This window comes from Algoriphagus halophilus (genome assembly GCF_041729275.1).
GTDB lineage: Bacteria > Bacteroidota > Bacteroidia > Cytophagales > Cyclobacteriaceae > Algoriphagus > Algoriphagus halophilus_A.
The window spans coordinates 4,067,404-4,080,386 of sequence record NZ_CP146486.1; the positions used below are offsets into that span (position 1 = coordinate 4,067,404).

The following is a 12,983-nucleotide window of genomic DNA, read 5'->3' on the forward strand; positions in this document are numbered from 1 at the left end:
CTTTTTTCATCGTTTTTGAAGGAGATTTGGCCGTCAATTCAATCACTTTTGCAGAGAAAAATGAAACGGAGGTTCAAAAAGTGACTGGACCCTGGAAAGTGGATTTTGGAGGACTAGTTAAAGATTTTTCGACCTTGACTTCCTGGTCAACCAATGAAGATCAAGAAATCAAATACTATTCTGGAACTGCTAATTATACGAACATTTTTAATCTTGCCGAAAAAGAGAGTGAGGCAAAATATGAGTTGGATTTGGGATCTGTAAAGTATCTCGCAGAAGTAATCCTAAATGGACAGAATCTGGGGATTGTATGGAAAACCCCATTCAAACTGGACATCACTAAAGCTTTGAAGCAAGGAGAAAATCAATTAGAAATTAGGGTAGTCAATACCTGGGTCAATAGACTCATTGGCGATGCGCAACCGGAAGCCGATCCATCTACTTTTACCACCATGCCATTTTACCAGGCAGATTCCCCATTAATGGAATCAGGATTGTTGGAGCCGGTTAAAATCATAAAAGTGGATTAGTGATGGCAATTTGAACTTAAAAATCCCTGGAGGAATCCAGGGATTTTTAATCTAAGGTTATAGGTGATTCACATTTTACAAGAGTCTGAATTTGATTCCTCCATTGATCACAAATCCATCCACAGGGGCGTAAATATCCCTGAATTCAGGATTGGAAATACTGCCTGTGTAAATAGTGTCAAACCGGGTTTGGCGGGAATCCAGAAAATTTTCAAAATTCAGGAATATGGAAAAAGATTCTCCAAATTTTTTCTCACTCATCAACCCCACAATCCAATAGGATTTTCCTTCTTCCCCATCATTCAGTTGCTGAGGACTGAAATAATATGCTTCCAGTCCGATCCAAAAATTCTCATGCTTTTCATACATCAACACATTGTTGATCCGGTGTTTTGCCACCAAGGGATAAGTTGATTTAATATCATTGTATTGTTGATGAACATCGGCAAAGGTATATCCTACAAATAGTTTAAAATCCTTGTAATTCCATTTCATGTTAAGTTCTAGGCCTTTGGTCTCCAAGTTTCCTGTGGGCTGTTGAAATTCATAATTATTCCCTTTTGGAGTAAGTAAGAGTGGGTTTTGAATGCGGGTATAAAATAAAAGGGTATTGGCTACCAAAGATAGTTCCTCTCCAAATGCGACTTTATAATTGAGGTCCAGGTTGGCTCCAGATGATTTTTCTGCCTCTAAAAGATCCGGATTTATGGGGGAAATATATTGGAAATGAATCCGCTCGGCATCTTCTGTAAATACGGTTGGGGATTTATATCCCAACCCGCCGCCAAGTCGAAATGTGAGTGCATCGGTAGGTTTGTACATGGCTGAGAGCTTCGGTAAGGGAAATACTCCATACTCTTTCTGATAATCCAGCCTGAATCCTGTTTCAAAAGTCCATTGCTCCGATGCATTCCATAGGTTTTGGACAAAAGCCCCATAGGTATTCAGATTGTAATCAAGGGGAGTGTTCTCATTTCCTTCTTTTTGGACGAATTGATCTGTCCATAAATTCAGACCTCCAATCCATTCTGATTGGTTTCCTTTGGTGTTGATATTTACTTCAGAGAAAGAAGAATATTGCTTTCCCGAAAACAGGAAATCAGGAATTTCTATGCTTCTGTCATAATAGCTGTAACTGTTTTTTACTTGAAATTGAGTTGCTTCATTTAGTTGAAGATCATAGTTCAGGCTAGTAGAGACACGATCTGTGGTGTTCTTTTCATAATACGGGTTTGACACTTCCGCTCCTTTAATAAAATCTAAGTTTCCTCCCAATCTATCCTCCTTCATTAAGTTCAATCCCAGGGTTAAGCTTGAATTGGGATGGATGTCCCAGAAAAGTTTTGGGTTGATGGTCCATCGGTCGAATTGGGGGATGGCAGTCAATCCGATATCTGCAGGATCATAAGCAGTTCCTTTGTTGTAGGAGGTGAAAATGGTAGTGCCTATTTTTCCTTTTTTTGCCGCGTAAAAGGCACTTGCATCTAATCCCAATGCGGAGGTGCCATTAAGCATTACGGACAATTCGGTTCTTCCTGAGGGCTTTTGGAAATCAAATTGACCAATCCAGCGATGGCTCCTCCTCCATATAGGGTAGAGGAGGCTCCTTTGATTACTTCCACTTGAGCTAAGTCCAATGGGGCAATTTGCATCAGGCTCAACCCAGAAGAATACCCTGCATATAAGGGAAGCCCATCTCTCAATAGTTGGGTATATTTTCCATCCAAACCTTGGATTCTAATGCTGGAGTTGTAACTCGTAGCGGAGGTCTGCTGAGTTTGAATTCCCGTACTTTCATTGAGAAGCATCCGGATATCTCCTGGTTTCATGTTTCCTTTTTCTGAGAGTTCTTCTCCTGCAATGATTTCTACCCTTGTCGGAACATCCTCTATGACTCTGGAACTCCGATTGGATTGAACAATCAGTTCTTCCATCTCTTCCTCAGAATGATCAAGAGAAAATTCTTCTGGCATCTCTGAAGGGCCTACAGGAAAAGTCCGTTTGATTCGCAGGGTTTCATACCCCAGGTACCGAATTTCCAAGGTAAAGGTGCCATCTGGTACTTGTTCAAGAAGGATCAAACCATTTTCATCAGAAACAGCTCCGAGAGATAGTTCTTTTAACAATATAGTAGCTCCAACTAAAGGAGCTCCCGAGTCTTTATCACTGATTTTAGCTCGGTAGTCGGTTTGGGAATAGGCAAGGTGACAGATAAATAGGGAAATGCCTACTAATAAATATTTTAGCATGATTGATTGATTGATCGTATGGTAACTAGACGAGAAGTGCTCGGTTTGAGCGAGGCGAGTTAGGAGATTGGATCGCCCGGTGGCTTTTCGATTCTCATGCTATGTGGCTCTGAAATAGGGGCTTTCCAAAAAAGAATCGGTTTGGATTTGATTTCTTCGGAAATGGGAAGAATTGGGAAGGAGAATTTTTCTGAGGAAAATCCAGTACAGGTTCCACAGGAATAGAATGGGGAACAAGGCAGATGATCCTCGCAGTCTTCCTCTGAGCCAACGTCTGATGCTAGGTTGACCTCGGTAGAATCACAACTGTTTTCCATGCTGCAACAAGGCATGCCTGTCAGCCAAAAAGAGAACAGCGCCATTAAAACCGATAAAATCTTCATCCTTCAAATGTAAAAAATTGATCACTAGATAAAAGAATCAAGTCCCAAATAAAAAAGCCCCGTGACTTACGAGGCTTTTGAAAGTATTGGTGGTTTTTAAATCAGGAAATGAGCGGATCTGATATACTTTCTTCTCCATTTTCCAATCTTCCGGCAAAGGTGCTTTCCAGTCCATCGGCTTTGATGGTGAAATCGTACCATCCTTGTGAAGATTCAAAATTCAATTCTTTGAGGATTGATTTTCCTGTTGCCAATGAGAATGAATAATTTCCTTCTCGATAATTGTTTTCTACGACTTGAATGGCAGAAGGTCCTAAGTGACTGGTCAATAGTAAGATTACAGATCTACTGATGGATCCACCCATTTGAATGGGTTGCATGTCAATTTCCAAAATGGATGAAGACGAGGATCCTTTGAACTCTCTGTAAAAGCCATTAGGCCCATATACCCTGAGATGGAAATTTCCGTCTTCAAAATCAGTCAAAGGCCAAAGATATTCCAGTTGGTCCCCAGCTTTCACTGCAAACTGCCAAACTCGTGCTTCTTCCCAATTTTTGGAATCCATGCTTTTGAATTTTCCGGGTGCATACACTTGAAATGGGGCGCCCCATGAATTCTCTCCAAAGAGAGCTTGAGAGGCTTCAAAACTGATTTGAAAAGATTTTTTATCAGCGCTGAGTTTCCCGTTGACCCGAAGATCATAATTCAAAGGATTGGAGGGTCTACTTCCTTTTTCCTGAACTGGGAGACTTCCTTCTTTTTGTAATCGAGCTGTATCCCAATTTTTAGCTTCAGAAGCTGGAATAGCCATAAAATTATCCGGCAATGACTTGAATTGTGCTTTATGAATTTGAGTCATCAACTCATTTCGATCAAGGGGCTTTAACTTTTCCAGTGGTTCCCCATGATAGGGTCTAAAAGCAGAAGTCAAATCCCCGGAAACCATACGTCTCCACTCAGAAATGTTGGGCTCCTCAACCTTTTTACCTGACTTTTTGCTTAGGAACTTTTCCAAAAACTGGATGGTGGAGGTAATGTCTGATACCTGAGAATTAACATATCCACCTCGAGACCAAGGAGAAGCGACGATTAGGGGTACTCTATACCCTAAGCCAACCGGGCTGGTTCTGCAATCTTCCTCCTTAAAACCCGCTGTTTTTTCCTCTTCTTTGTAGACATATTCTCCCTCGGTGTTTACACCATTTGAAATAATGCCTTCTTCTGGATTCTTTGGGTCTGGAACTACAAAAGGAGGCTGATGATCAAAATAGCCGTCATTTTCGTCATAATTCAAAATAAAAATGGTTTTTTTCCAGACTTCAGGATCCTGGGTCAAGATATCCATGACTTCAGATACATACCATGCACCATACCATGGGGCACTGGGATGATCAGAGAATTTTTGAGGGGCGACCAGCCAGGTAACAGCAGGCAAATTCCCCTCTTTCACATCTTTTCTAAATTGATAGAGAATGTCTCCTTTTGGAACTGAAACAGTTCGTTCTTCTCCATTTTCTGAATAATCGATCCGTTCGATTTTTTGAAAATCCTTGTCCCCTGTGTTTCTGGCAAATGCCTTGCGATGAATACTTTTTTCAAATTCAGGGAGCTTTTCAAAATTGTCTGGATGGTATTTGACCAAGTGTTCCTTTACCATTTTTAGCTCTTCTCGCTTTTTCTCAATTTCTTCCAAATAACCTTCTCCAGCACCTTCGGGAATTCCGTTCTTTTCGAAATTGCTCAATTCCTGTTCAATGATGGGCTGTTGCTTCTCCAGAAACTCATAATATCCAGAGCTAAAAAACACATGGTATTGAGAAAACCATTCCAGGTTATTGTCAGTGAAATTTGCCAATAAGGAGGAATCCCCTACCAAGGAAGGAATGCTGATTTCATTTTGATACACTTTCCAGGAGATTCCCAGTTGTTCTAGTCTTTCCGGGAAAGTTGTCCAATTTACTTCCTTACTGTAGGTTGCTTCTCCATTTCTAACTTTGGCTTTATCCCCTTTTTCTCCATGGGTTTTCCCGGTCCAGAAATAACTTCTATTCGTAGTGGTCCCGGTCAATGCTGCACAAAAATGCTGGTCAAAAACGGTAAAGGCATCCGCCAATGCATAGTAGAATGGGATGTCCTCTCTGGTGTAATAGCCCATAGTCAAGGGGATTTCATTAAATTCTTCCCTTCCTGGTCTTTTGGCTTCAATCCAACCATTGTATTTTCCTTGGTTCCTAGCATCTACTTGGTCCTCCCAAGAATGTGGAATGTCACGCATCCAAGTAGCTTTAGTGGCCTGAATGTCCAAACGGAAAGGAGGGAAGTGGGTGCCTTGACTATCCGCTTGCATCCAAACTGGAAGTTTTCCGGAATGGAAATGGCTCTTGGGTCATTGTAGCCTCTTACCCCTCGAAGTGTTCCAAAGCAATGGTCAAATGATCGATTCTCCTGCATCAGCATGACCACATGCTCAGCATCTTCAAAAGTAGTGCCTGGGTCAGGACTGATAGCCAATGCTTTTTCTATAGAACTTGGTAATACTTGCCAAAGTCCCGCGGCTCCACTTAAAAGTGCCGTCTTTTTGAGAAATTCTCTCCTTGATTCTTTCATGGTGGAAAATTACTTGGGTGCCTGATTTAAGGCGGAAAATAAATGGTTAATTAATGGTTAGCTTTTCATGATCAAAAGTGAAAAATCAAAAGAGTTCTTTTTAGCTAATGAAGAAACGGGAAGATAGTATGAAATCCCTTGAGATACAGGCTTGGCCTTAAATTCTTACATATTTGGTGAGTAAACCTTTTGAATTTAATCATTGGATATGCGATCTTAGTGGGCATTAACCAAAGAAATCCGAGAACTTCCAGTGAATAGCCACTGGCTTTTCCGAATCTCTTGATCCAATTTTTTAAGGATTTTAAAATAATTTTTGAAACTGAATCGAGTTAGTATTGGAAAGTGAATTTGTGATTAATAAGGAGAGCTAGAAGTGTGAGGGAACTGTAGGAATCAGGTAGTGAATCCTTTAGAAATCGTTCGGAATTTATCAATAGGTGATCTACAGAAAATCAATAATTGAATGAGAGTAAAAGAAGAAGTTTTTGAAAAAGCAGAGGGCTTAATGGCCGAATTAGGTTTTACCATTGTAAAAGAGGATAGAGAAAGGCCTTGGGGTGGATTTTTAGTAATTGACGAATCTCAAGCAGCACAATTTGCCAAAGAATTTTTTCCAGAGGAGAATTTTGAAGCCTTGAAGATTTCAGAAAAACTGAGTCCAAAAATATTGTTGGTAGCTCCTGAAAAAAGGTTGAGCTGGCAATATCATTTCCGAAGAGCTGAAATTTGGAGATGTATTGAAGGGGAAGTAGCTGTGGCAACGAGTTTGACGGATGAAGAAAGCGAAATCAAGAATTTATCAAAAGGAGATAAAATCAAGCTTCAACAAGGAGAACGTCATCGCCTGATTGGCTTGAAGGATTGGGGAGTTGTGGCTGAAATCTGGCAACATACAGATGCCGAAAATCCATCAGATGAAGAAGATATCGTCCGCCTTCAGGATGATTTTGGAAGATGATTTAAGGAGGTCAGTAACATAATAATTTGCATTAAAAAAGTGCCTCAGACATTCTCTGAGGCACTTTTCTAATGTTAGTTTGATCTATTAGATGGATTCTCCATGTTGAGAAATATCCAGACCTACTTCCTCGTATTCCTCGCGAACGCGGAGTGTGACAAATTTATTGAGTACAAAGAAGATCAAATAGCCCATCCCGAAGGAGAATACACATACTCCGATTAAAACTACCATGTGAGAAGCAAAGACTCCGATTCCTCCATGGAGTAAGCTGGAACCTTCTTTACCAGCAAAAATGGCAGTGAGAATCATCCCCATAATTCCTCCAATCCCATGGCAAGCAAAAACGTCCAAAGTGTCATCAATTTTCTTTAGGAATTTGGCATTCATTGCAAGGTTTGAAACGATCGCCCCCACTGCTCCAAAGAAGAAGCTTTCCGGCACCGTGATGTAACCTGCAGCAGGGGTGATGACGACCAATCCTACCACAGCACCGATACAAGCCTGTAATGCTGAAATCTTTCTTCCTTGTATTCTGTCAAATAAAACCCAGGTCATCATCGCAGTAGCGGAACTGATGGTCGTCGTGGCAAATGCAATGGCTGCAGTTCCATTTGCCCCGAACGAAGAACCTGCATTGAAACCAAACCATCCAAACCAAAGCATTCCGGTTCCAAGCAATACATAGGTGATGTTAGAAGGCTCATGATGGGGTTTGTTTCTTTTACCTAAGAACAAGGCTCCGGCCAGGGAGGCCATCCCTGCACTGATATGCACGACAGTTCCTCCGGCAAAATCCAACACTCCGAAATAGGAACCGATGAGTCCATTCGGATGCCAAACCATATGGCATAGGGGCGCATATACGAAAAGACAGAAAATACCAATGAAGAATAGGTAGCCTATAAACCTTACTCTTTCTGCAAAAGACCCTGTGATGATTGCTGGAGTAATCACTGCAAACTTCATCTGAAATAACGCAAAGAGGATAAATGGAATGGTGCTCCCCAGCGCTTTATGAGGCAATTCAGCCACTTGATCAAAGAATAAATATTGGAAAGGATTCCCAATGATTCCATAGGTGTCACCTCCAATGGTAATGCCGATTGATCCCCAAATGCAAGGCTAAATCCCACGACCACCCAGAGCATGGTTACGACACCAAGGGAAATAAAACTTTGTAGCATGGTAGAAATCAGGTTTTTCTTACCAACCATTCCCCCATAAAATAAAGAGAGACCAGGGGTCATCAAAAGTACCAGACAGGAGGCCGTCAAAAGCCAGGCGATGTCTGCAAATACTAAATCTTCTGCGGTTCCAAAATTTTCTAATACCGGGCTGGCATGCTTCCAAAATAAGCCCAGTACCGGTGCTGCAATTGTAATCAAGAAGGCAAGTTTCCACTTGAACTTCATACCTGTTTTATTCATGGCCCAAAAATAATGGTTTTAATTTTTTATTCTGAATAAATTGATGAATGCAGAATTAAAAACCATTATTTATCGATTCGGGACTATAAAGTAATGAAAAGTATTGTTTTGTAATATGTTTATAATTAAAGGGTTATCATAGATTTTAGCCCCAGATGCCTTGAAGTCATTTTTTAAGGACCGAGATGAAATTCTTTTTACAGGTTTTAGTAAATGCTTTCATAGGTAAAAACGCATTTATTGAACCAGTAATTTTGAAGTCAGTAATTCCAAATTGGATGAAATTTTTAGAATGTAGATTCCTTTTTTTATTCCCCTTCCAAATTCAAGTTGTTGTTGGTTTTGACCAGCTTTTGTTTCAATGATGTGGCGTTCTACCAGATTTCCAGAATCAAGTTGATAAATTCCCAATTCCATTTGACCTCCAAATTGAGATTCAAAGAGGATGTTTGTCTGCTCTTGAAAAGGATTGGGGTATACGTTTATTTCCCTGCTCTTTGAAAGGGAAATTTCTTTTTCATTGGAAAACCGAATGTTACCCAGGTTTATTTCAATGTCTTTTTGGTTTTCTCCGGTAAAAGATAGAATAACCAAGTCATTTAGATTTACTTTCTCTTTTAATTCCGTGGAACTAAAGCGATCCAATGGAATGCTATAAGATTTAGATTCTTGTTGCAAATCAAAGGTATAGCTATAATGAGCATTGAAGTTTTGGATGGAGGATTTGACCAATCGAATCGTCATTTTTCCAGTTCCTGAAGCATTGAAATTCAAATAGGAATAATTGCTTAGATCTGCAGGGATCGCGCCCCCTTTAATGGTTTTGTACACGGTGGCATAGTCGGAACCGGAGGAAGCAAATGCCACATTTCTGAATATGGGGTATTCTCCAGTTTTATGATCCTTATTGGGTTCATTCTGAATTTGGTATTGAAGGAGCTGTCCTCCCTGAGGAAGATAATGTGCCCAGATACCATCACTCTGATAGAGATAGTCGGTTTTACCGGTTTCATTTAAAAGATCAACGGCAACCTCTGCATAATCCTGAATATCTAAAGTTAAGCTAGTGGATCCTAGCGGGTTTATGGAAACCTCTAGTGTACTGATTTCTGGAGTATCGGCATTTTCATTTGGCTTTGAGGTAAGCTGAAGCTTAGCGGAATTTTGAAATGTTCTGTTCCAAATCGTGAGGTGAACTTTGCTAGGATCGGAGAGATCTCTTTCTGTTTTACTTACAAATAATTTTGGATTGGTTTTGGAAACGGTCTGGCTTAGTTTTCCAAAAGAGGTCAACTGAGCAAGTACGTTTTCAATCATCGATTGAAGAAGTTTCCCATCTGCACTCCAAAACTGGAAATTATAAAAGCTTTCTTCATTCTCGTATTCTTCTAATAGCCAAGCAGATTGTAAATGGAGTTCATCGGAATTGTCATTCATTCCAACCGAAAAGGAAATCGCATATTCATTTAATCCAGACATGGGTTTCAATAAGCTTCGGATAAAGTTGAATTTACCCACCTGCACACTGTCGATAGAAAGGATTTCGGCACCTTTAAGCCTATCGCAAACGTATTTGGAATGCTCGTAGACATGGGAAGAAGTTCTGGTGGCAAAGAAAGTTGCCAGATTGTTTCCGGCGGTTACATAGTCTACAGAGATTACTTCTTCAGCATTTGTCATCCCCAATAATTCCTTGGGACTGGTGATATATCCCTTAAAATCTGAACCTAAAACCTGCTCATCTGGTATCAAGGAAGAGAGCTGTAGGCCATTGAGTTTGGCTTTTTTAAAATTTTGAAGACCTTCTTTTTTCGATAATCCAAAGGGGCGATTCCATTTGAAAATCGCTCAAAAACTTGATTGACAACTGCGGTTCCCAAGCTTTTGCTTTCCAATCCGCCGTCACTTCCTGAGCTGACACGTAAGTTTTCCTGATTGATCAATGGACCTTCTGTGGAGGAGCCAGAGGTTAAAGGGTAAGTACAAGTACAAAGTGGCAATCCGTCTTGAGGATCCGTAAATTCAATCGTGATCAAACCAGCCGTAGGAAGGTTATTTTGATAGAATGTGTATTGAACTTCAATTCCTGAAGGGATCCCTGGTGGGTTGAATGGACTTCCGGTGGTATTGTTTCCAAATGCCCAGTCCAAATATTTGTCGCCTGAGGTAGTAGTAATCCAAGATTTGGTGACTACGGGCGGATATAAAATTGGCTCTCCCCAACCAAAGGTGAAATTTCCCTGGTTAAATTTCGTTAGGGCACTTAAGTAATAAATGCTTGCAGGGCTGATATTAGAGGCAAACTCAGTGACTTGCTGCCCATTCCCATTATTTCGTTTATAGACCTGAGGGCATCTCTTATTATCGACTTCCTGACTTAAAGCATTATGACTTAAACAGACTAGTATTGTCCAGATTAGGAGGAAGCGAATGTAGTAAAGTATCTTTTTCACCATGACATTGATTGTTAATCTATTGATATATGCCAATTCAGAAGCCAAATTATAAATAGCTGAAAATCAATACTTAATAAATTTTAATTTTCCGTATTTAGGAATAGTTGATTTGATATTCCATTTTTTGGAAAACTAAACCTCAGATTTTTTGAATGTGAAGTACTTTTGAAGAAGAAAATTAACAGTCAGAACAATTGCAGTCGAGAAGATTTTAGCTACAGTAGGCTCCATATTAAAAAATAGGATTAAACCCTTAAGAATAAGGTAATCGCTACCCAGTCCTTGACCCACCACCAAGATGTATTTGAATAGTTGCTTGGCGGTTTTCTTGCTTCCGGTTGAAACGCTTTTAAAAGCAAAATTTTTACTCAGCCAAAAACCTGTGGGGATAGTAGCCAAGAATGCGATAAACAAGGCGATTGTATAGGAAGCGATGTTATATCCACCGATTGGCCAGCCTGCTTTAGGGAGGATAAACTCATACAAAACAGCAAATAGAACAATGTTTAAAGCTGTATTGATCGCTCCCACAGCCAGGTAGGCATAGACATCATATGCCAACCATTTTTTGAAAATAGGATAGAAAAGCTTCAGAAAGCTTTCTATTCCTTTATTGAGTAATGAGATCATTTCTTTTTTCCAAAAGCTTATGAATGTGACTTAAATACCATTGCGCAAGTTCTCCCATTGGTAGTCCTTTTGCTGCTTTATAATTCTGATCCTCAATGCTTTTTCTCTCTTCAGGATTATCAATGAGGTGCGAAACAGCTTTGGCTAAACTTTCAGCATTATCGGTTTCGAAATATGCTCCCCCGTATCCCTCTTCCTCAACAACTCGCTCTAGGTCATCGATTTTTGGTAAAATACAGGCCCTTCCATAGCTTCCGGCCTGATGAAGAATGCCTGAACTACCGGTTGTTGTGGTGTAAGGAAAAATCACAAAAGAACTGTCCCAGAAAATCTGAGATACTTTTTCCTCAGGGATGTAGCCAGTATATTCCACATTAGGTAAGTGAGCATATTTGCTTCTTAAACCATCGATGTATCCTTTCACATTTGGGTTATCGGTACCGGCCACGGTGGAGGTGAATTTCAGGTGAGGGTATTTTTTCTGCAGAATTTCCATGGCATCAATCATGACCTCTGCTTTCTTGTAGGTTCCAAATTTTCCAAATGCCATTAGGTTAATTTCCTTGGAATCTTCAGGAACATAATTCCGCTCAGGAAGCTCAAAATTCCCATGGGGAAGTAGAATCACGTTTTTCGCTTTGTATTTGTCTTTTAGGATGGTGACATACTGGGAGATGGTCACTCCCACCAAATCCGATTTCAGGATGAATTTCGTCAATTGCTCGCCGATCCATAGAAAAAGCTTTCCTTTCAATTTGCTATTTGCCATGCCAATCGTCTCCAGGTTCACCGTTTCGGTGATGTTATGAAGAATGGTCACGGAAGGAATGCCAAGCAATTTGCACATCCAAGGAGTCAAGAGGCCCAAAGCAGCCGGGATTTTTCCAGCTCCAAACGTCATGAACTGGAGATTTAAAATCACCGCATCTGGCTGAAGTTCTTTCAGTTTTTTGCGAAGGTTCAATACCGTAAACCAACTGTCGAAATCCCAGCAAGGAATGATTTCCAGACCTTCGGTTGCATAACGTGAATAATCAGCGTTATCTTCTAGGTTATTGGTAAGGATGTAGATTTTCTCAATCCCATTTTTGCCCAAAAAGCTTCTGGTTAAATGATAACCGTACTCGTTTAAAGTCACTTGACTTGGAGGGTAAGGGGTAATAAATGCTAATTTCATGATTGTATTTTTTAAATTTTTTAGTCTATAAATCGGATGGCATCCAGTCTCCAGTTGTCTCCTTGAAATAATAGGCTCAGGGCAATTTTGGAGGTTTGAGTCTCTGTCGAGCCATCAGGGAATGTTAAGTTGAATTCGGCACTTTGGTCCAGAATATTGCAAGAGAGTCCGTCTCTAGACCAGGTATGTATCTGAATGGAATGGCTGATATCTTTTCGTTGGATGGAGCCAGAAATTCCTTCTTGGTAGTTTTTTGCAAGATGTAGGTAGAATCGCTCCGTAAATCGTTCCTTGCTAGGTTTTGGGTTGGGGTACTGATAAAGCTGATTTAAATGAGCCCAGATCGCAGCATAGTCCTGTTTCAATTTTTCCAATTGCTCCTCTGTAGGGACTTGGGTAGAAATCACCTCTAGCTCTATGATTGGGTTGGCGTTGGCTGCCAGAGAATCATATCGAAGAAAATAAGGAATGTCATCATTCTTTTCCTGTAACCTGGCCATAGAGGCAAGGAGGATTCCCACGATGATCAAAAAGCCCAAGAATATCCATCTAGTCATGA

Annotated in this window: 12 protein-coding genes and 1 pseudogene; 2 read left to right on the forward strand and 11 right to left on the reverse strand. The window is 40.4% G+C overall.

From position 1 onward, the window contains the following. Positions 1-26: 26 nt before the first annotated feature. A complete protein-coding gene (locus V8V91_RS21825; RefSeq protein WP_373400785.1) occupies positions 27-530 on the forward strand; it encodes a glycosylhydrolase-like jelly roll fold domain-containing protein in 504 nt (167 codons plus the stop codon). A gap of 75 nt (positions 531-605) precedes the next feature. Here the strand turns inward: V8V91_RS21825 and V8V91_RS21830 are convergent, their stop codons facing one another. From V8V91_RS21830 to V8V91_RS21845, 4 genes and pseudogenes are all read right to left on the reverse strand, one after another. After that, positions 606-2,045 carry a TonB-dependent receptor plug domain-containing protein gene (locus V8V91_RS21830; protein ID WP_373397192.1) on the reverse strand — a complete coding sequence of 480 codons (1,440 nt, stop codon included), beginning with the start codon at positions 2,043-2,045 and terminating at the stop codon, positions 606-608. After that, positions 2,045-2,779: a TonB-dependent receptor plug domain-containing protein gene (locus V8V91_RS21835; RefSeq protein WP_373397193.1), complete on the reverse strand. Its 735-nt coding sequence runs from the start codon at positions 2,777-2,779 to the stop codon at positions 2,045-2,047. Before V8V91_RS21835 ends, V8V91_RS21830 begins: the two co-directional genes overlap by 1 nt. 59 nt (positions 2,780-2,838) lie before the next feature. Next, positions 2,839-3,162, reverse strand: a complete 324-nt coding sequence (locus V8V91_RS21840; RefSeq protein WP_373397194.1) for a hypothetical protein — start codon at positions 3,160-3,162, stop codon at positions 2,839-2,841. Between the two features lie 101 nt (positions 3,163-3,263). Beyond that, positions 3,264-5,770: pseudogene (locus tag V8V91_RS21845) on the reverse strand (phosphocholine-specific phospholipase C). A gap of 466 nt (positions 5,771-6,236) precedes the next feature. On the opposite strand from V8V91_RS21845, the gene V8V91_RS21850 reads away from it, so the two are divergent. Next, positions 6,237-6,731, forward strand: coding sequence for a phosphoheptose isomerase (locus tag V8V91_RS21850; RefSeq protein ID WP_074223048.1), 495 nt, complete (start codon positions 6,237-6,239; stop codon positions 6,729-6,731). 87 nt (positions 6,732-6,818) lie between these two features. On the opposite strand, the gene V8V91_RS21855 is transcribed toward V8V91_RS21850, so the two are convergent. The 7 genes from V8V91_RS21855 to V8V91_RS21885 form a co-directional block, all read right to left on the reverse strand. Beyond that, positions 6,819-7,700, reverse strand: a complete 882-nt coding sequence (locus tag V8V91_RS21855) for an ammonium transporter (RefSeq protein WP_373397196.1) — start codon at positions 7,698-7,700, stop codon at positions 6,819-6,821. Continuing rightward, positions 7,697-8,161 (reverse strand): hypothetical protein, encoded by a 465-nt coding sequence (locus tag V8V91_RS21860; RefSeq protein ID WP_373397197.1) that lies wholly within the window; start codon positions 8,159-8,161, stop codon positions 7,697-7,699. The genes V8V91_RS21855 and V8V91_RS21860 overlap by 4 nt, the downstream gene beginning before the upstream one ends. A gap of 237 nt (positions 8,162-8,398) precedes the next feature. Beyond that, the gene (locus V8V91_RS21865) at positions 8,399-9,913 is read right to left on the reverse strand and encodes a T9SS type A sorting domain-containing protein (RefSeq protein ID WP_373397198.1); all 1,515 of its coding nucleotides are present in this window, start codon (positions 9,911-9,913) and stop codon (positions 8,399-8,401) included. After that, positions 9,910-10,662, reverse strand: coding sequence for a hypothetical protein (locus V8V91_RS21870; RefSeq protein ID WP_373397200.1), 753 nt, complete (start codon positions 10,660-10,662; stop codon positions 9,910-9,912). Before V8V91_RS21870 ends, V8V91_RS21865 begins: the two co-directional genes overlap by 4 nt. 87 nt (positions 10,663-10,749) lie before the next feature. Beyond that, positions 10,750-11,247 (reverse strand): GtrA family protein, encoded by a 498-nt coding sequence (locus tag V8V91_RS21875; protein ID WP_373397202.1) that lies wholly within the window; start codon positions 11,245-11,247, stop codon positions 10,750-10,752. Beyond that, positions 11,228-12,424 (reverse strand): glycosyltransferase, encoded by a 1,197-nt coding sequence (locus tag V8V91_RS21880; protein ID WP_373397203.1) that lies wholly within the window; start codon positions 12,422-12,424, stop codon positions 11,228-11,230. The genes V8V91_RS21875 and V8V91_RS21880 overlap by 20 nt, the downstream gene beginning before the upstream one ends. A gap of 20 nt (positions 12,425-12,444) precedes the next feature. Then, complete coding sequence (locus V8V91_RS21885; RefSeq protein WP_373397204.1) at positions 12,445-12,981, reverse strand: hypothetical protein; 537 nt, start codon at positions 12,979-12,981, stop codon at positions 12,445-12,447. Between the last annotated feature and the right edge of the window lie 2 nt (positions 12,982-12,983).

Coding starts and splice junctions, on each gene's coding strand:
- V8V91_RS21835 (WP_373397193.1), bottom strand. CDS start 2,779: ATGCTAAAATATTTATTAGTAGGCATTTCCCTATTTATCTGTCACCTT.
- V8V91_RS21830 (WP_373397192.1), bottom strand. CDS start 2,045: ATGCTTAATGGCACCTCCGCATTGGGATTAGATGCAAGTGCCTTTTAC.
- V8V91_RS21885 (WP_373397204.1), bottom strand. CDS start 12,981: ATGACTAGATGGATATTCTTGGGCTTTTTGATCATCGTGGGAATCCTC.
- V8V91_RS21840 (WP_373397194.1), bottom strand. CDS start 3,162: ATGAAGATTTTATCGGTTTTAATGGCGCTGTTCTCTTTTTGGCTGACA.
- V8V91_RS21855 (WP_373397196.1), bottom strand. CDS start 7,700: ATGAAGTTTGCAGTGATTACTCCAGCAATCATCACAGGGTCTTTTGCA.
- V8V91_RS21880 (WP_373397203.1), bottom strand. CDS start 12,424: ATGAAATTAGCATTTATTACCCCTTACCCTCCAAGTCAAGTGACTTTA.
- V8V91_RS21875 (WP_373397202.1), bottom strand. CDS start 11,247: ATGATCTCATTACTCAATAAAGGAATAGAAAGCTTTCTGAAGCTTTTC.
- V8V91_RS21850 (WP_074223048.1), top strand. CDS start 6,237: ATGAGAGTAAAAGAAGAAGTTTTTGAAAAAGCAGAGGGCTTAATGGCC.
- V8V91_RS21860 (WP_373397197.1), bottom strand. CDS start 8,161: ATGAATAAAACAGGTATGAAGTTCAAGTGGAAACTTGCCTTCTTGATT.